The sequence below is a fragment of the Periweissella fabaria genome, assembly GCF_918814575.1.
GTDB lineage: Bacteria > Bacillota > Bacilli > Lactobacillales > Lactobacillaceae > Periweissella > Periweissella fabaria.
Genome location: NZ_CAKKNS010000004.1, coordinates 88,771 through 107,155, shown reverse-complemented (window position 1 = coordinate 107,155; position 18,385 = coordinate 88,771). Strand labels below are relative to the sequence as shown.

Sequence of the window (18,385 nt, the reverse complement as noted above, 5' to 3'; positions counted from 1 at the left end):
ATTAATATGTACCCGTTATAGCTATGGTGGTCAAAAACCAAATGTGTCCAAGCAAATTGGTTTTGAGTGAGTGAGCCACTAAATCGCTAAAACGGATGTGATGAGCCTATGTGTAATTGAAAATTAACGGTTCAAGATTCCTGATTTATCAATTAATTTTGTAATCGCAGCTACAAGAACACCACCGAAGAAACCAATTGATAAGAACCGAATGATGAATAAAGTAATAAGCATGCCTAAGCTATAAGAAGTATAACCACTTGCATAGAGGTCGTAACCAAATGTTACGATAGTACTTGTTAAAGTTGAAAGGACTAAACTAAAACTATTCCACTTTTTGTAGCCAGTTAAAGCAAAGCCTAGTTCACCACCGATTCCTTGAATCAAACCAGAAAGTAAAGTTGATACTCCCCATTGGGAACCGATAATCATTTCAGCAAAGGCAGCTAAAAATTCCCCTAAAAATGATGCCCCAGCTTTACGAAGCAGATAACCAGCTAAAGGTCCGGCCATAATCCAGGCGCCTAGAGTAATATCATTGGCGAATGGTTTGAGGGGGGTTGCGGCTACTGCGTCATAGGCAAAGGCCCAAATCCAGAAAATAAAACCAAAGAAAATAGCAATAAGAGTTAACATGATGACATCACGCAAGTGCCATCCTGACGACTTTTTGGTTGTTTGCATAGTACGAATACCTCCAAATTTAAAAACATAATTATCGTAAGTTTAAAAAAACAAAAAACCAACTTTCATTCATAATGAGCGAATGAAAGTTGGCTTACGATAGGCATAATTGCACAAAAATAAGCGTATCTTCCTCCGCTAGTACTAACTAGTTCAGGTTCAATGGGTAATTCTCAGCTCTTCGCACCCCAGATAACATGCTTTTAAATATTAAATTTTTTTGCGGAGAGACTTCCGCTACCATCAATATAACTGTTTTTAACTAAATTGTAAAGAATGCTTGGAGAAATTATGAGCTTGCGATGAAAATATGCTAAAATTATTCTTTTAGGAAAGGCGGACGATAATGATGACATGGCCATACCAAGTAACAATTACGACAGCTGAAGCGGGGATGGCTTTAAAAGACCAATTGGTTCGTTGGCATGTTCCGCGTCGGATTCGCGGTAATCTACGGATGCGACAAGCAGTATTGATTAATGGCCACTATCAACATACGGGTACAATCTTACAAGCTGGGGATGTAGTTACATTTAACTTTATTGATGATGACTTTGTAACACCAACTTCAAACTATGCTATTGATAATAGTGTTAAAGTGCCGGTAATATTTGAAAATAAAGATTTGTTAGTCGTTAATAAACCGGCTGGTTATAAGACCCATCCTAATTATCAAGGGGAAATGAATACTGTCATGAATTTCGTAGCGGCGTATTTAGCCTCCCATAATCAGCAACCGTATATTATTCATCGTCTTGATCAAGCGACATCGGGAGCGTTAATTATTGCTAAAAATCCGATTGTCGTTCCAATTTTAAATCAATTAATTGCTAATAAAATTATTAAGCGAACTTATTTAGCCTGGGTTAGCGGGGCAATTACGACAACCACAGGCACAATTGATGTGCCAATTGGGCATGATTTAACTGATCCACGAAAGCGGCAAGTTAATGGCGACCAAGCGCTACCAGCAATTACCCATTGGACAAAAGTCCATAGTGTTTTTCAAAACACTTTAGTTCGGTTACAATTAGAAACAGGACGGACGCACCAATTACGTGTTCATTTGGCCAGTATTGGGCATCCGATTATTGGCGATCCACTATATAATTCATTAACCAAAGCTGATGAACCGATGCTACTACATAGTGCACAAGTCGAACTGCATATTCCATTTAGTAGTCAAATTGTTAATCTATCAGCAGCCTTACCAGCTCATTTTCCAGTTAATTTAAAACGATAAGGAGTACTATAATGGCAATTGAAATTACACAAGAAAATTTACAAGAAGCAACTGCAAACGGGGTTGTTGTCGTTGATTTTTGGGCGGATTGGTGTGGCCCATGTAAGATTATGAATCCGATTCTTGATAATCTCGAAACTGAATTTACTGAACAAATCACATTTGGAAAAGTTAATGTGGATGGTCAAACTGAATTGGCTGAAGAATATCATGTTATGAGTATTCCATCATTAGTAATTTTCCAAGATGGTGTTGCAAAAGAAAAGATTTCTGGTTTATACCCACAAGCAAAACTTAGCGAGTATTTAGCTAAGAAAGTTGCCGAATATCAAAGTACAAAATAAATAACTGTAAGATACCATCTTAAATTGAGTGAAAGTCACTAATTTAAGGTGGTATTTTTATTGTTTATTAAATAACCATGAGAGATAACGCTTACATTTTAGGTTTATCTCGCTAAAATTAGCGAAAAGGTAAATTAATTGTATTGGTATGTTACAATTGGTTTACTGTTTTAATATATGATTGAATTATTTTCGGAGTCAATATGAACGAGCATACGAATGAGCCACAATGGCTAAAAGCGTTAAAGGCATGTTTGCCCTTAATGATTAGTTACTTACCAATAGGAATTGCTGCCGGTATTTTGTTAAAAACGGGTGGTTTTGCTATTTGGATGATTGTCCTAGTTTCATTATTTGTCTTTTCTGGTGGAGCCCAATTTTTGATTGCTTCATCAATAATGACGGGCACTCCAGTTTTCACAATTACTTTGCTATTATTCTTCTTAGAATTACGGTATGCATTGTTAGGGACTAGTTTGTCAAAATATCTTAAAAATGAAAGTAAACCTTTCATTTTCCGGTTTGCCTTTTCAATGAATGATGAAAACTATGCGGTTAATTACCTCAAGTTTTCAACTGATAAGAAATGGTCAGCAAACGACGCCTTAATGGTTGAATATTTCTCACTGCTATCTTGGACAGTAGGGAATATTATTGGTGGTATTTTGGGAACTAAGATTACCATTGACCTACCAATTGTGCACTTTGCTTTAACTGCAATGTTCCTATATATGGTAACAATGCAACTTAAGCGCCGTATTTTATTTGTTCCAGTTATCATTTCAGTAGTTGTAGCGGTCCTAGCGGTCGTGATGCTTAAGAGTACATTAGGTTTAATTGTAGCAACTTTAGTAGCTGCAACCGCTGGTTACTTGTTAGAACGCTACTTGAAGGCTAACTACAGTGACAGCGCGATTTTAAAACGAATTAAAAATCCGCGTGCGCGTGAGATGGAACAAATTAGCGAAGCAGAGAATTAGAGGAGATTCAAGTTCATGGATGCAGAAACCAAACGGCATTTAATGATTGTTGTTTTCGGGATGATTGCCGCGTTAATTCCGCGCTATTTTCCTATGTTGTTTTTTACAACACGAAAAGTACCAACTTGGTTTAATGAATGGATGAATTATATGCCAGTTGCATTGTTCAGTTCATTGATTGCCAAAGATTTATTCGTTGATCATAGCTATCACATGGTATTTACTAATTTTAATATGTACTTAGCGGCGATAATTGTCGTAATTGTTGCTTATTATACACGATCAATGTTCTTATCAGTAATGGTAGGGCTCCTTAGTGTTTGGGGCTTTGCATTATTGTTTGCTGCAATGTAAATAAATAACCAATCCAAGCTAATCATTAGCTTGGATTTTTTAGTTGTAAAATTAACTTTTTTTAGGAGATTTTTACCTTTGAATTTGTTTTTAGTGTGCGCTAGTGAGCAAAATCGGTTATAATCGTAATTGTATAAAAAATCATTTAAAAAAGAGGTAGTATCCTAATGGCTAAATTAGTTTTGATTCGTCACGGACAAAGTGAATGGAACTTAAAGAACCTTTTCACTGGTTGGGTTGATGTTAACTTGTCAGAACAAGGTGTTGAAGAAGCAAAGAACGCAGGTCGTTCATTGAAGGCAGAAGGTTTGGAATTTGATTTCGCCTACACTTCAGTATTGACTCGTGCGATTAAGACTTTGCACTTCGCTCTTGAAGAATCAGACCAACTTTGGATTCCTGAAACTAAGACATGGCGCTTGAACGAACGTCACTACGGTGCTTTGCAAGGTCAAAACAAAGCTGAAGCCGCTGAAAAATGGGGTGACGATCAAGTGCACATCTGGCGTCGTTCATACGACGTATTGCCACCAATGCAAGACGTTAACGCAGAAGGTTCAATTGCTAACGATCGTCGTTACGCTGACCTTGACCCACGCACTGTACCAGCTGGTGAAAACTTGAAGGTTACTTTGGACCGTGTTATCCCATTCTGGGAAGATGAAATTGCTCCTAAGTTGAAGGAAGACAAGAACATCATCATCGCTGCCCACGGTAACTCATTACGTGCTTTGAGCAAGTACATTGAAAACATTTCAGATGATGATATCTTGAATCTTGAAATGGCTACTGGTGAACCAGTTGTGTACACTTTCAACACTGCTCTTGAAGTTACTGATAAGAAGATTCTTGAAAAGAAATAAGAGTGCTAAACCTATCGTTAAGATAGCGTAGTGTACTAAAAAACGACTTTGATGCCAAGCATCAAGGTCGTTTTTTATATCTATTGAACTATCCGATAGCCACAATACGGTTATGTAATATTTTTAATTTTGCGCTAAGTTAAAATTCTGGGTATTATAGAAGATAAGAATTAATTTACAAGAAGCAACTGGAGAAAAATATGGACAAACAAACAACGCTCACTTACCGCAATGCCCGTCAAGCTTTGGCCGGTACCACAATTGCAACCCTCCAAGCAGCACTTAAAATTATGGAAAATACGATTATTGAACGGGGTGGCGAATTAGCTGAACCTTTAGTTAATGATTTGGCAATGAATGCTTATCAAGCAAAGGTTGCCAAATTTGCCCAAATTAGTGATGATGCTAAGAGTAATAAACAATTAATTGCTGAAATTACGTATTTTGATACAATCGCCGGTGATAATATTGCTGATTTATTAGGATTAACGGAAGATTATCCAATTTTTACAGCTGAATTTATTACCGAAATTAATACTTTGGTCGAACAATACGAAGCCCCTGCCCAAGATTAGATATAGGAGACCAAGACGATGGATACGTTAGTTAATTTCCGTGGATTAAATAATTTTACAACTATTAAACAACAAAAAATGCAACCTGATTTAATTTTTCGAAGTGGTGAATTAGTTGAAATTGCAGCTCCCGAACGGGCCATGCTTTTTGAAAATTATCAGATTAAGCAAATCTATGATTTCCGAAGTGATAAAGAAATCACGGAAAAACCAGATGATCAATTCAATGGCGTTGATTATCACCATATTGATTTGATGCGTGATTCTGGTGGCCACTCAGCTTCACTAGAAGTATTTGCATCGGGAATTGATCCGCATCAAGCTGACGATGTGATGAAAGATATGTATCGGGAAATTGTCTTATCACAAAGTGGACGTGAAGGCTTACATAACTTTTTAGATGGTTTAGTCACTCATACAGGGCCAGCCATTTTCCACTGTTTTGCTGGAAAGGATCGGACGGGAGTTGCCGCAGCGTTATTGTTAGCGAGCTTGCAAGTAACGCCTAGTCAGATCATGCAAGATTATTTAGCGACAAATCCGTCACGAAAAGCCGCTAATGATGCGATTATTACGAGTTATCGGGCCAACGGTGTGTCAGAAGAGGCGCTCTCAGTAATAGAAACAATGTTGTATGTGAAGCAATCATATTTGGAACATAGCTTTGCAACGATTGAGGAAAACTTTGGCTCAATTGCCAATTACTTCAAAGCGGAAGATGGACTTGGTTTATCAAGTGATGTAATTAGTGCCTTACGTCATCAATATTTAGCATAAGGGAAAACTGGTTTAAGGATGGTCTTTAAGCCAGTTTTTTTATTTTTATTAATTGTGATTTAATTCACTATCTTTAATATGTGAAATGATGTACAATATCTTTGTAGAGAAATTGATCATAAAAAATAGATATTAAAGTGAGGCAAAGACATGAAAGCAGCAGTTGTACGTCAAATTCCCGATGGTTTTGTAGATATTATAGAAGATTGGCAACCACGCGCATTACAATTTGGAGAAGCGTTAGTTGATGTTGAATATTGTGGCTTATGTCACACTGATATTCACTGTGCCAATGGTGATTTTGGTAATCCCAATGAACTTGGTAGTCGCAATGGTAGTTTCCGGCGAGTTATTGGTCATGAAGGGGTTGGTCGCGTCGCTAAGTTGGCTGATGGAGCCGCAGATTATTTAAAAGTGGGCGACCGCGTATCAATTGCTTGGTTCTATGACGCTTGTGGCGTTTGTGATTACTGTGTGTCTGGTAATGAAACTTTCTGTCGTAACGTACGTAATTCGGGCTACACCATTGATGGTGCTATGGCCCAACAGGTTGTTGTGAATGCTAAGTATGCCGTTAAAGTACCAGAAGACCTTGATCCAGCTCAAGCATCATCAATCACATGTGCCGGTGTGACCATGTACAAATCACTAAAAGTCGGTGAAACTAAACCTGGTGAATGGGTTTCAGTACATGGGGCGGGTGGTCTTGGTAACTTGGCTGTGCAATATGCTCACAATGTCTTTGGGGCCCATGTTGTGGCAATTGACGGTAATGATGATAAATTAGCGGCAGCCAAAGCCAATGGGGCTGATATTTTAATTAATCGGCATAATGTTGCTGATATTCCTGGCGAAATTCAACGTTTAACGGGTGGCGTACACAACGCGCAAGTTACAGCAGTAAATGCGGCGGCTTTTAATCAAGCAATCGATTCATTGCGGCCAATGGGTAAGTTAGTTGCCGTTGCTTTGCCTCAAGGTGATATGGCTCTCAATATTGCCAAAACGGTTCTTGATGGAATTGAAGTTCGTGGTTCCCTTGTTGGAACTCGAGCTGACTTGAAGGAAGCCTTCCAATTCGGTGCTGAAGGTAAAGTTACACCAATTGTTGAAAAAATTTCAATTAATGATGTTAATGATGCGATTAAAGAAATGATGGAAGGTAAAATTACTGGCCGCAAAGTCGTTGATTTTACACAACTATAAAGTGTTTTTCAAACAATAATACAACTAGAGCTGTGATAGAAATCAAGTGATATAAGAAACCCCTTTGAAGAAAAATTCTTCGAGGGGGTTTTAGTGTCTTTTGGCCGTAAATTCCTCCTAAGATTTAGGTATGTCGCAATCCTGGTTTACAGTTAGTCGCTGTGCAGACAGTGCTTTTTAGTTCCGATTTTTTATGTAATAAAGGGTTACGTAGGTGGCAGATACTAGTATAATAAATATAAATTTAACCTCTTTGCACGTTAAAAAGGACTGATTTAATGAAATGGCAGGTGATAGAATATGCAGGTATTTGAACAAAAACTAAATAGTGCAATTGGCGCCATTGCTGATAATAAAAAAATTGTTTGGACACGCCAAGTTGATAATAAGATGATGTTCATTACATTTGCAGCAATTGATGTTATCACGGGCCAAGTTCAATTTCTAGAATCAGCCAACATCCGTGAGGCATTTGTCGAATCAGACCAAGCAATGATGGTCCCAAAACTAATGAATGAGGAAGATTTGTATTTATCGTTACTAGAGGTTGGTTTTGAACCACTTGTAATTGATAATCGGCCACGGTTTAGCAAAGCTGGGAGTCGTGGTTTTTCATATAAACTAACCGATTATTTAACACCTGTAATACATGGTCCTTATACGATTGAAAACACGCTTAACCCTAAGCAAAATAAAGCCCTGATGTATGGTTTGCTTGAGCAAAATGCAGCAATTGGTGTCTTTGCTAATGATCCAGAAGAAGTAACCGCGGAAGTTATTAATGAATTATTGTTATTTAAAAATCAAATGGCTGGTTGTGATATGCCCGAGCTCCGGTTATTAGCTGATAAGTTGGAAGATGATTTAGCGCATATGCAAAAACGCGGGAAATATCTTGATTTGGCGACGTTATATCGTTACCAAGCTAGCTTACATATGGGGCGATTACAAGTTACGGCTGAAAAAATTAAACATGCTCATGAATTAGGGTATGATACGTCATATTTACAAAGTCCGACTGATCGGATTATGTGGGTAAGTGAAAATAATGATGGTACTTTTAGCTATGTGGCAAGATCGGTCATAAATATTGTTAATGGCCGGCTACAAAAAATACTGACAAATAACCTTGAAAAGGCCTTTATTGAAGATGCTTTATATCGGCGGGTTTCAGATACGGCAACCGTTATCCGTAAAGCGGAAATCTTAAGCTTACAAGGCTATTTACCAATTCGAATTTCTGATAAGGATCCCTTTGCAGGGAGTCAAATGTATAATTTTGAAAGACGTTATTCAAAGATTACCAAAAAAGGGCGTTTTACAATTGAAAATACGTTTAGTACGGCAATTAACGACCGTTTTTTAAAAACGATGGCTGAGTTGATTCCACCGTTATTAAATCTACCACGTAATCAATGGTATGCTTATGGTCTTGAAAATAAAGCCGCCTGTGAAGACATGGAGTTATTTAAGGTCGTTAACGAGATTATTCATTAAAAAAATTTCATTGTTATGCGGCCAAATAATTTTTTACAACAAATGGTGCATTTAATTGAGTATCAACTAGAACGTGCAGAACGTTTAAATAAACGTCTGAGTTTAGAGGTGCTAGGTGAATTTGCTAATAATTTGGAATTTGCTCTGATGTTGATTGAAAATGATGTTATTGATGAATATTGACAATTTACACCTTGATGGGCAAATTGATGGAATTTTTTAGATGAAAGTTGAAATAAAATTCTTAAAAAATTAAATTTTTTTGCTTCACAACTGGATAAAAAAGCGTACAATAAGTTTATAAGATATATTTGATATGTAGTATAGGTATGTGGGACTAGCCGTTTGGTTGGTTCTTTTTTTGTGCCTAAAAATGGGTGGAACCTAGCTGTTTGTTAGTAGTCATTTAGTGGGAAATCATCCGCCATATTTGAAAGGGACGCAAAAAAGCTAGGGAAATAAAATTTCTGCATGGATCCCCTCGAATTGGAGTAAATCCATGCGAGTTTTTTAATTATGTATTTTTCTCAAAAAAAAAATTAGACGCAATTCTTGAGTACCAAAATGGTGTTCCAATTTCAGATAAAAGGTTCGGCAACAATATATTGAACGGATTCGTAAATTAGAACAATTTGGAATGTCTGTTTTACATCGGTCAAAAGTAAAGATATGTATTGATTATTCCTTTAAACTTAAAATATTAAATGGGCAGTACTATTGAAAGTAGCACGTCTTTCAAGTGATAATTTTCACTATGAAATTAAACATGTTTACAAGAAAACAGATACTACAACCGTTGAATTAATTAAAGAAATTGTTATGGCATGCAAAGATTGCGACTATCGCCATGTCTTATTAGCATTACATAATAAAGGAATCAAAATTAGTCACAAGAAAGTACAGCGAATTATGCAAGAATATAATTTACAGTGTACTACTTATGACAAACAAATTGGGAAATACAAATATTAAAAAAGGCACGTTGGAATATTAGCTTAAGTCTTAGTTTGAAATTTGTGATTGATTAAAAATTAAGCTAGTCTTCCATACAGAATGATAGTATATTCTGATCAAGAACTTCAATGCCAACATAATCAATTCGTAAAGAAGTTATCAAAAAAAACCGCAATGTCTAAACATATAGCCTTACGGCTCATACTTAGACATTGCGGTAATTGATAGTTTCTTCAGAACTTTAAAAGTGTGCACGGTGAACCGAGAGCGATATCAAACATTCACGGAATTAAAATTAGGAATTATTGAATTTATGGGGTAAATTCATATTTGACAAAGATACTTTTTATTTAACTCTTGTGTAGTAAATCATAAATAATCCTAATATCAAAGTAATTAATCCCAATAAGATTATAAAGAAATTCTGTTCATAATCTGTATTAGGCAACTTTCCTTCATTAGCAACACCATATTGAATATCATTATCATGATTCAATACACTACCTTTTTGTGATTGTTGGGGATTAAATAAAGTATTATTACCAGTCTCTCCACCTATAGGAGCCACATTATTTGTTACACTAACTCGTGAAACAATAGTGTTAACTTGCAGTGCAATATCAAAGTTAATGTGTTGATCATTGAGAATATACCCTAAGGGTGCCTTTTTCTCTACAAAGTAGTAATTACCTGGCTTCAAATCATTAACCGTTAACATACCTGTTACATCAGTTTTTAGATCATGGCGTACTTCTTGTCCGTTTTCATGATACAAGTTAAATACGGCGCCTGACAACCTATGACCTGTACTTGAATCAGTCTTAGTTAAAATTACTGATCCAAATTTTTCAGCATTCTCTACTTGCACATGTGCCAACAGTTTGTCTGTTTGCAAGACCACATCAAACTCATACTGTTTATTAGCATCAAAGTTGTATCCGGCTGGTGCTTTCATTTCCTTGAAGTAATAATGTCCTGGCTTTAGGCCATCAATTTGTATTTGACCTGATTCATTGGTTGTCAATTCTGTCTTCAGTTCCTTATCGTCCTTGTTGTACAAGTTAAATGTTGCACCACCTAAGACTTGATTAGTATCTGAATCGATTTTAGTCAAGATTACTGAACCCGGCTTCTTAATATTAGTTGCTGATTGTGTTGCGACCTTAGCAACCAGTTGTAGTTCAATCGTAAAATCATAATGTTTACTACTGTCAAAGTTGTATCCAGCTGGAGCTGATGTTTCTACAAAGTAGTAATTACCTGGCTTTAGGCCATCAACTTTAATGTGTCCTTCAGCGTCTGTGATTAAGTCCTTTTGGACTTCTGTACCGTCTTTTTTGAACAACATGAACGTTGCTCCAGGTAATACGTCATTAGTATCCGCATCAGTCTTCGTTAAGATAACCGACCCAGTTTTTTGTGAATTTGTTACATTGACAGTCGCCAACTTAGCTTCTGTTTGTAACTCAACTGTGAATTTCTTTTTAGTTGTATCTAACTCATAACCGTCTGGAGCCTTTGTTTCTAAGAAGTAGTAGTTTCCTGGCTTCAAGTGATTTACAGTAATATTTCCATTTTTATCAGTCTTTAATCCTGACTGCAATCTCTTACCATCATTATAAAATAAATCAAAGATTGCCCCTGACAATGGTAGGTTGGTATCTGAATCAGTCTTGTTTAGTTCAACTGATCCTGTCTTTTCTGAATTTGTTGCTGTAACTTCAGGTGCTTTTACACCCGTAAATTGAATAGCAATTGTAAATTTAATCTGCTTAGAATTTATTTCATAACCGGCTGGTGCTGATGTTTCTACAAAGTAGTAATCACCTGGCTTTAGGCCATCAACTTTAATGAGTCATTTAGCATCTGTGATTAAGTCCTTTTGGACTTCTGTACCATCCTTCTGGAACAATGTAAACATTGCTCCAGGTAGTACTTCTTTTGTATCTGAATCAGTCTTTGTTAACTTGACTGATCCTGTCTTTTCTGCGTTTTTAGCGCTAACGGCTACGGGTGTAGCATTGGCAGCAGTTTGCAACTTAACAGTAAAGGGAATCTCTGTATCATCCAATTCATAACCGTCTGGAGCCTTTGATTCCTTAAAGTAATACTGACCTGGCTTTAGATAATTTACTTTGATTTGTCCTTCGTCATTTGTACGTAGATTAGCATGTATCGTATTATGTTGTGCGTCCAAGATATCATATTCAGCATTTGCCAAAGTCTTATTTGTACTTAAATCAGTCTTAGTTAAAATTACTGATCCAAATTTTACAGCATTCTCTGCTGTGATTTGCACAGCATCATCATCCGTTTGGTTAGGCTTTACATCAAATTCATATTGCTTATTCACATCATAAGAGTACCCATCGGGAGCTTTAGTTTCCACAAAATAATAGTGGCCTGGTTCGAGATCATAAAGTACAATCTTTCCATTACTATCTGTTTTTAATCCCTTATACTTTTCTACTGGTTTATCATTGTTATACAAGTCAAAACTTGCATTTGATAAGGGGAAGTTTGTATCTGAATCAATTTTTGAAAGCACAACTGATTTAACCATAGCATCATCATATGCAACATATTTTGCAGTAGAGTTGTTAATCCATGAATACGTTCCATCAGTTGTTTTTAATGATGATAGCGTTATTGTTACTATATGATCATCTACTCGATAACCAGCTGGAGCTTTCGTTTCTTGTACATAGTATGTTCCAGACCGTAATTTACTAAATGATAATTTACCATTAGCATCAGTTGTCTGCGTATCTAACACTTTACCAGTACTTTTTGACGTTAACGTAAAGACAGCTCCCTGTAATGACGCATTAGTATTTGAAGATTGCTTAATAACTGATACATTAAATGAAGTGGCCGAAGAAGAACCACTATCATTGTGAATCGTAATCTTTTTTGGATCAGTCTTTTGAATAGACTTTGTTCCATTTCCAGATAACTCAGCCGAGTTATAAACCGTATCATCACCATCAATCAATGCACTATATGAAATATAGTACGCAGTATCAATATCATGCAAGAACGTAATTGTAAAAGAGCTACCACTTTTATCAGACTTCAACTTATAATCAATCCCCTCAACAAGCGGTTCACTACCTGATAATAATCCAATTAAGTTACCATTCTTATCAACACCAGCTTGCTGAATCTTAATAGTAGATAGAGCAACTGTCTGGTTATCAGAAGGGGTGTCAGTGATTACCGCGTTCCTAATAAACGACTGTGACGCATTGAATGTTAAATTCCAATCCATTAATGAAGAATCATTTTTATTTTGGTTACCCGTTTTTGATAATGTCTTATCACCATTAGTAATAGCTACTTTAGCTGATAAGTCCTTAACTGTATTGCCATTAGAAAACTTAGCTGTATTGGTATACTCTGACTTAATCATAAGACCATCTAAATTAGTATCATACTGCAATACATACATCTTATCTGTAGGTGGTAACATTGCCGTCAAAGTTTTGGTTGCATCATTAAATTCTATTTTAGCATCAGTAATTTGATTGCCTAGTTTATAGTTTCCATTATTATCTAAGGACGTCACTTCATATAGCTTCGCACTATCCTTAACGTACTTTTGCTCGTCTTTAATTGTGTCAGCGATGGTTGCATTTGTTAATTTTCGCTCTTGAAAGTTTACCCCAACTGACCAAGATATATTTTTAGTATTCGCATTATAGTTTCCATGCTTTACACCATCATTAACGGCATTAGTCGTTGGACTCCATGGTACATCAGTCTTATTTTCGTGCTTAACTCCTTGTGTATCTGTCCATGCATAATCAGCTGAATTAGAAAACTGTCCATTAGCCATATAATCATAATTAGTAGCCGTCCAATAGACTAATTTATAGGTGTGATTATGAATTGAATCTGTTGCAGCTAATTTATTTTCATCAATACTTAACTTGAAGCCTTGACCGCTCTTAGTGACCTGATAAGCATCGTTAGATACGATTTTACCGCTTGTTTCATCAAAAATTTCAAATTTATGGTTTGAATCTTCTTGAATAAGGCTCAAACCTTTACTCATAGTGTCAGTCAGACTTAAATTGTTAAATATTTGTTGATCCTGATTAAAGTGAATTGTCCATTGTACTGCTTTGCCAACGTAATCATAATCAGTAACATCTTTAACTATTCCAACCGGGGCAAGTTTTCCGTGTGTTGTAACAGTATCTGCCCCACCACCTTTAACAGAATTAGAAATTGTCTGTGTCTTACCATCTGGTAAAGGAGCATTATATTTTGTATGGTACGTAATATGCACACCTTTATTTAATCCATTAGGAAAGGAAACTTGCATAGTGTTCTTAGTATCATCAAAGACTAATTTATAGGCTACTTTATTGTTATTATCATCTGTTACTTCAACTGAATCTTGAATATAACTCGAATTTTTATCTAATGTATCAGTAATTATCGCTTGCTTATCAGTCAGCGTTTTTTCACTTTTATTAAAATCAATATCCCAAGTCATTTCTTGATTTGAATTAATTTGATGACCATCTTTAGCGAGCATCTTACCATAACTTGGTACTACTTGAGCCGAAGCCGGTGTGTCTTGAGATCCATTAATTAAATGCGCTGTATTTTTAATTGTTATAGATCCACCATCTGCTGGCTTAGCATCTTGATTAATAGCTGTATGATAAATGACACGAAAGGCACGTGTTGTATCAGCATAATTACCCTTGAATGTAATGTTACCTTCGTTATCAGCGGTATAATCAATTCCTTTAATTAACTGAGCACCATTTGAAGTCGGGTTACCATTAATATCCACATTCAAAAGATATACTTCAGAACTTGCATAACTTAATTCTGATGGCATTGCCTCTTTAACTTGTGCATTCGTCAATTGTTGATTACTAGTGTTAACATCAACGGTCCACGTCACATTATTAGCATTTATAGGTTTATCTAAATTACCTTTTTTAGTAATCACATCACCACCTGTAGGCTTAACAATTACTTTAGTTGTTTGAGTATCTAATTTGGTTGGTATTTCAATAACTATTTCACCAGGTTGTGATACTTCAATTTGATGTTTCTCATAGTTGAAATTACCACTAATATCAGATAAGCCATCAACGGAATCTGTGAACGTCATATGAACAACACCATTGGAATCGATGGTATACGTCGCATAATCTCCCATTGGTTTAGGCGTACTAAAAGGAGGGTAACTAACATGATCAGGTAACTTAAAATCAAAAGTATCACCTGACTTTACACTAGATCCATCTGACAATTCATTAGGTACTGACCAGTGATAAACTAAGCTAATATTTGTATCTTGCTTAATCTCATTGGGTTTAACACTGTTTCCACTCTTATCCGTAAAAGAAACGTCTACATTATCAATGATAGTTCCGTGTATATTCGACGGTAATAAATTTGTAATATTTACTGGTCCATTAGCAGCCGCTACTTTTACTGGCTTTTTATCGTCAAGCTTATCATTAGTAGGATTGTCCGCTACCAAAGTTTCATTAGTAATCGACTTATTATTTTCTTTTTTTTCATCATTATTTGAACTACTTGTTAGTGATTGACTATCTTGTTTAGAATATCTTGATTCACTAGATAGATCTTTCATAGTAGAATTTTCACTACCGCTCCTTTCATAATTAGATGAACCATCAGATCCTCCTACTGATTTTGTAGTAGCTGATATAGCTGTAATTGGGTTACCTGTTTCACTAGCACTAACTGTTGCTATAGGCGTCACAATTTGACCCAACAGTAACAGAAAGACTAGAATTTTATACACAAACTGCATATCCATATCCTTATCCGTATTCTTGTCCTTATCTAAGGACACAAAAAATTATTATCTTAAACAATTTTAAACAATCTTAAACAAATATGATACTAGTAAATCATATTTAATATATTTATTTTTGAAATTACAGATACTGTTCATAATATATGTGTTATGCACGGAAAATATAATAACAATCGATAGTATTAAAATTACCAAAAATAGTGATAAAGAAATTTTTATTACAGGTTTAAAATAAGCCATTTCTTCTTCATAGTCATATAAAAATATATAAGAAACTTTATTGGGTTCCCCAGGAGGGAAAATATAAATATAAGACTACAGCACTTACCAAATTAGAATTTTCTGGTGTAGGTAATGTATATATTCTGATATCAAGGCTCCGAATTTTTTTGAGTCTGTGAGGGTACACTAAATAAGCACGGAATTGATTGATTTTTCGACTTCACAAAGTTAGTACTCATAGGTACCGGCGTGTAGACAACTATCTATAGCCGTGATTATGTCATCTAAAAATTCGTCTAGGAGGCATCACAGGGTGATATGCGGTTAGTGTTGTACCAGTTTCCGGTAATGAAGATTTATCAGTGAGAATAAGATTTGTTTGCGGGACGCCTTAAACCGAATAAAGGAAGTATTGCCCCAATGCAAAATAAACCAGAGAAAACCAAGAAAGAATTACAAGATGAGAATGATTACCTACGGGCACGGGTAGATTACTTGGAAAAAATAGACTCTTTAATTCAAAAGAAGAAGAAATCTCAAACTTCGAAAAAGCCCAATTAATAGTCGAATTAAAGCGAGAACTGAATATTAAATTGGCAAAACGCCTTTCAAGTAGTAGTTTTTACTAATGCAATTACACATGTTTACAAGAAAACTGATCCTACATTCGCTGAACTAAAATCAGTAGTTATTGAATTTATGGATTACTACAATAATAAACGAATTAAAGAAAAATTGGATGGCATGAGTCCGGTTGAATTCCAGAACCACGCCATCCAATTAATCGCTTAAAACATCACTCCAATTTATGGGGGGCAGTTCAGAAAAATAAATTTTCCTAGCCTTTTTTATTAGTATTTCAGTATATTGGTTCTTTTTGGCTATGATTGTCGTCGTAATAAGACGTCTTGCCATTTCACTTCGTAGCCCGCTCCTTTTTTGAAATGAATGGAACTTGAAGGATAATCAAGGTCGCGGTCTTTTTCGTAGCCGATGCTTTCAATAACTGCTGTTGCATCATAACACGGTAAGTAATCATAAAAATCAAATTGAATGCTAGCTTTACCTTTAGAAAGGGCGGCTAACGTTTCCGGATACTGAGCTAAGTCACGTACTGGCCCTTCCCCATGGATTAGGGCAATGTCATCGTTAATTACCGGTGGATTAAACCGGCCATGCATTTTTGGAATATCTGCTAAAATACGGCCCATGTAATCAAGAGGAGCGATAATTTCAAAAGCATACCAAGGTTCCAATACTTGTGACTGTGCTTGTTCTAAACCTTGGCGAATTGCCCGCCAAGTTGCTGCTCGTTCATCCCCTTTACTTGTGTGAACAAGACTTAACTTACCAGCTATTAAAGTAAAATGAACTTTAGTAAGTGGTGATCCGGTTAAGACACCTAATTGCGGGCGGGCGAAAATGCTGTCACCGATAATATTTTGTGCTTGTTTTGATAGTTGTTCGAGTGGTACTTCACTACTAAAACTAAGACCGGGTGTATTACTAGGGCTTAATTTGAGGGTAATATCAGCATAGTGCCCAAGCGGTTCATAATGGCCGTAACCGATAACGGTGTCGGTGATTGTTTCTTGATAAAGGACGGTGTATTCGGAAAATTCAATTTGATACGGCGTGGTTTGGGCGAGCAAATCTTGGAAAACCTCAAGTTGAATTTTTCCAACAAAATCAATATAAATCATATGCGTATCTTTAGGGAAATGAAGCTCAATCAAGGGCATCTGCTCTTTAATGTGTTGAATGACTTGATAAAAATTAGTATCTAGGGGAGTTGCTGAAGTCATAGTTGCCCGAAGCATGGGCTTTTTAGGTTCGCTAAAAGTCGGTACATAATTTCCTAATCCCATCCCAATTTGCGTCGTTTTTAAACCAGTAACACCGATAATATCACCGGCAGTGGCACAAGAAATCTGTTGATATTGGGCTCCGGAATAGCGCCGTAATTCATTAATTTTTTCAACTTCATCCCCAATAACAAGACTTGTTCGGGGGACTAATTCCCCGGCCATAATTTTTAAAAGGGTAATGCGTTCATGTTTGTCGTTGTAAATAATTTTATAAACATAGGCCCCAAAATCAGTTTTAATGGGTGCTTCAATTGGTAACGCAGTTTGGTTAATGACGGTCATAAATTCGGTAATCCCGAGTTGCTTTAAGGCGCTACCACCCATAATGATTTGGGCGGCTTCATTAGCAATGACCCGTTGAGTAGCCGCTAAGGCTAATGTTGGTTTGACTTGTTCATCAAGAACAGCCTCTAAGATGGCTTCGTCATAATTTGCTAACCATTCTAAGTAAGCGGGTGTTGTTAACTCACTAATACTGGTTAAATAGTAACTATCTGATGTGAGATACGTACGAATACCTTGAAGGCAGTGTTCTAAATCACTTGTTTGACTATCAAGTTTATTAATAAAGATATAAACCGGAATATGCTGTTTTTTTAACATCCGGTATAACGTTAATGTATGGCTTTGAACACCATCATTACCATTAATAACTAAAATGGCAATATCAACAACTGGGAGCGTTTGTTCCATTTCGGCAATTAAATCAGTATGTCCTGGCGTATCAAGTAATTGATATTCTTGATCTTGATAAGTGAAATGTGAGATGTCACTAAAGACCGTAATTCCTTTATTGCGTTCAATCGCATGATAATCTAATAAGGTCGTTTGTTTATCCACGCGGCCGAATGTCGAAATGGTGTTACATGCGTATAATAATGCCTCGCTAAAGGTTGTTTTACCTGCATCAACGTGGGCATAGACCCCAATCGTAGTTTTTTTCATGTGTGCCTCCTATGAACAGGAAATTACTATTAATTGTAGCAATTTAGCATTAAAAAAA

At 36.1% G+C, this 18,385-nt stretch carries 16 protein-coding genes, 1 pseudogene and 1 riboswitch; of the genes and pseudogenes, 13 read left to right on the top strand and 4 right to left on the bottom strand.

The window, feature by feature from the left end:
- Positions 1 to 123 precede the first annotated feature (123 nt).
- On the bottom strand, positions 124 to 684 hold the full coding sequence (locus tag LQZ75_RS05490; RefSeq protein ID WP_230096832.1) for an ECF transporter S component: 561 nt from the start codon (positions 682 to 684) through the stop codon (positions 124 to 126).
- A gap of 113 nt (positions 685 to 797) precedes the next feature.
- A riboswitch (TPP riboswitch) is annotated at positions 798 to 885 on the bottom strand.
- Between the two features lie 145 nt (positions 886 to 1,030).
- On the opposite strand from LQZ75_RS05490, the gene LQZ75_RS05485 reads away from it, so the two are divergent.
- From LQZ75_RS05485 to LQZ75_RS09820, 11 genes are all read left to right on the top strand, one after another.
- Positions 1,031 to 1,927: an RluA family pseudouridine synthase gene (locus tag LQZ75_RS05485; protein ID WP_230096831.1), complete on the top strand. Its 897-nt coding sequence runs from the start codon at positions 1,031 to 1,033 to the stop codon at positions 1,925 to 1,927.
- An 11-nt stretch (positions 1,928 to 1,938) separates the two neighbouring features.
- Positions 1,939 to 2,271: a thioredoxin gene (gene trxA / locus LQZ75_RS05480; RefSeq protein WP_230096830.1), complete on the top strand. Its 333-nt coding sequence runs from the start codon at positions 1,939 to 1,941 to the stop codon at positions 2,269 to 2,271.
- A 203-nt stretch (positions 2,272 to 2,474) separates the two neighbouring features.
- A complete protein-coding gene (locus LQZ75_RS05475) occupies positions 2,475 to 3,251 on the top strand; it encodes an AzlC family ABC transporter permease (protein ID WP_230096829.1) in 777 nt (258 codons plus the stop codon).
- Positions 3,252 to 3,266: 15 nt separating this feature from the next.
- Positions 3,267 to 3,605 carry an AzlD domain-containing protein gene (locus tag LQZ75_RS05470; protein WP_230096828.1) on the top strand — a complete coding sequence of 113 codons (339 nt, stop codon included), beginning with the start codon at positions 3,267 to 3,269 and terminating at the stop codon, positions 3,603 to 3,605.
- Positions 3,606 to 3,772: 167 nt separating this feature from the next.
- Positions 3,773 to 4,468 carry a 2,3-diphosphoglycerate-dependent phosphoglycerate mutase gene (locus LQZ75_RS05465; RefSeq protein ID WP_230096827.1) on the top strand — a complete coding sequence of 232 codons (696 nt, stop codon included), beginning with the start codon at positions 3,773 to 3,775 and terminating at the stop codon, positions 4,466 to 4,468.
- A 200-nt stretch (positions 4,469 to 4,668) separates the two neighbouring features.
- Positions 4,669 to 5,043 (top strand): hypothetical protein, encoded by a 375-nt coding sequence (locus LQZ75_RS05460; protein WP_230096826.1) that lies wholly within the window; start codon positions 4,669 to 4,671, stop codon positions 5,041 to 5,043.
- An 18-nt stretch (positions 5,044 to 5,061) separates the two neighbouring features.
- Positions 5,062 to 5,820 (top strand): tyrosine-protein phosphatase, encoded by a 759-nt coding sequence (locus tag LQZ75_RS05455; RefSeq protein ID WP_230096825.1) that lies wholly within the window; start codon positions 5,062 to 5,064, stop codon positions 5,818 to 5,820.
- 150 nt (positions 5,821 to 5,970) lie between these two features.
- The gene (gene adhP / locus LQZ75_RS05450) at positions 5,971 to 7,026 is read left to right on the top strand and encodes an alcohol dehydrogenase AdhP (protein ID WP_230096824.1); all 1,056 of its coding nucleotides are present in this window, start codon (positions 5,971 to 5,973) and stop codon (positions 7,024 to 7,026) included.
- A 300-nt stretch (positions 7,027 to 7,326) separates the two neighbouring features.
- Complete coding sequence (locus LQZ75_RS05445) at positions 7,327 to 8,523, top strand: hypothetical protein (protein ID WP_230096823.1); 1,197 nt, start codon at positions 7,327 to 7,329, stop codon at positions 8,521 to 8,523.
- A gap of 15 nt (positions 8,524 to 8,538) precedes the next feature.
- Complete coding sequence (locus LQZ75_RS05440) at positions 8,539 to 8,706, top strand: hypothetical protein (protein WP_230096822.1); 168 nt, start codon at positions 8,539 to 8,541, stop codon at positions 8,704 to 8,706.
- Between the two features lie 534 nt (positions 8,707 to 9,240).
- On the top strand, positions 9,241 to 9,495 hold the full coding sequence (locus LQZ75_RS09820) for an IS3 family transposase (protein ID WP_354002017.1): 255 nt from the start codon (positions 9,241 to 9,243) through the stop codon (positions 9,493 to 9,495).
- A 328-nt stretch (positions 9,496 to 9,823) separates the two neighbouring features.
- Here LQZ75_RS09820 and LQZ75_RS09835 read toward each other — a convergent pair whose 3' ends face one another.
- Together LQZ75_RS09835 and LQZ75_RS05430 are read right to left on the bottom strand one after the other, a co-directional pair.
- Positions 9,824 to 10,045 carry an LPXTG cell wall anchor domain-containing protein gene (locus LQZ75_RS09835; protein WP_432443446.1) on the bottom strand — a complete coding sequence of 74 codons (222 nt, stop codon included), beginning with the start codon at positions 10,043 to 10,045 and terminating at the stop codon, positions 9,824 to 9,826.
- A 54-nt stretch (positions 10,046 to 10,099) separates the two neighbouring features.
- Positions 10,100 to 15,103, bottom strand: a pseudogene (locus LQZ75_RS05430) (SpaA isopeptide-forming pilin-related protein); the annotation flags it as partial.
- 831 nt (positions 15,104 to 15,934) lie between these two features.
- Here LQZ75_RS05430 and LQZ75_RS05425 point away from each other — a divergent pair.
- Together LQZ75_RS05425 and LQZ75_RS09815 are read left to right on the top strand one after the other, a co-directional pair.
- Entirely contained in the window at positions 15,935 to 16,075 is a 141-nt protein-coding gene (locus LQZ75_RS05425) for a hypothetical protein (RefSeq protein WP_230096819.1), read from the top strand.
- A gap of 24 nt (positions 16,076 to 16,099) precedes the next feature.
- Positions 16,100 to 16,306: an IS3 family transposase gene (locus LQZ75_RS09815; RefSeq protein WP_354002018.1), complete on the top strand. Its 207-nt coding sequence runs from the start codon at positions 16,100 to 16,102 to the stop codon at positions 16,304 to 16,306.
- 89 nt (positions 16,307 to 16,395) lie between these two features.
- Here LQZ75_RS09815 and LQZ75_RS05420 read toward each other — a convergent pair whose 3' ends face one another.
- Positions 16,396 to 18,327, bottom strand: a complete 1,932-nt coding sequence (locus tag LQZ75_RS05420) for a GTP-binding protein (protein ID WP_230096818.1) — start codon at positions 18,325 to 18,327, stop codon at positions 16,396 to 16,398.
- Between the last annotated feature and the right edge of the window lie 58 nt (positions 18,328 to 18,385).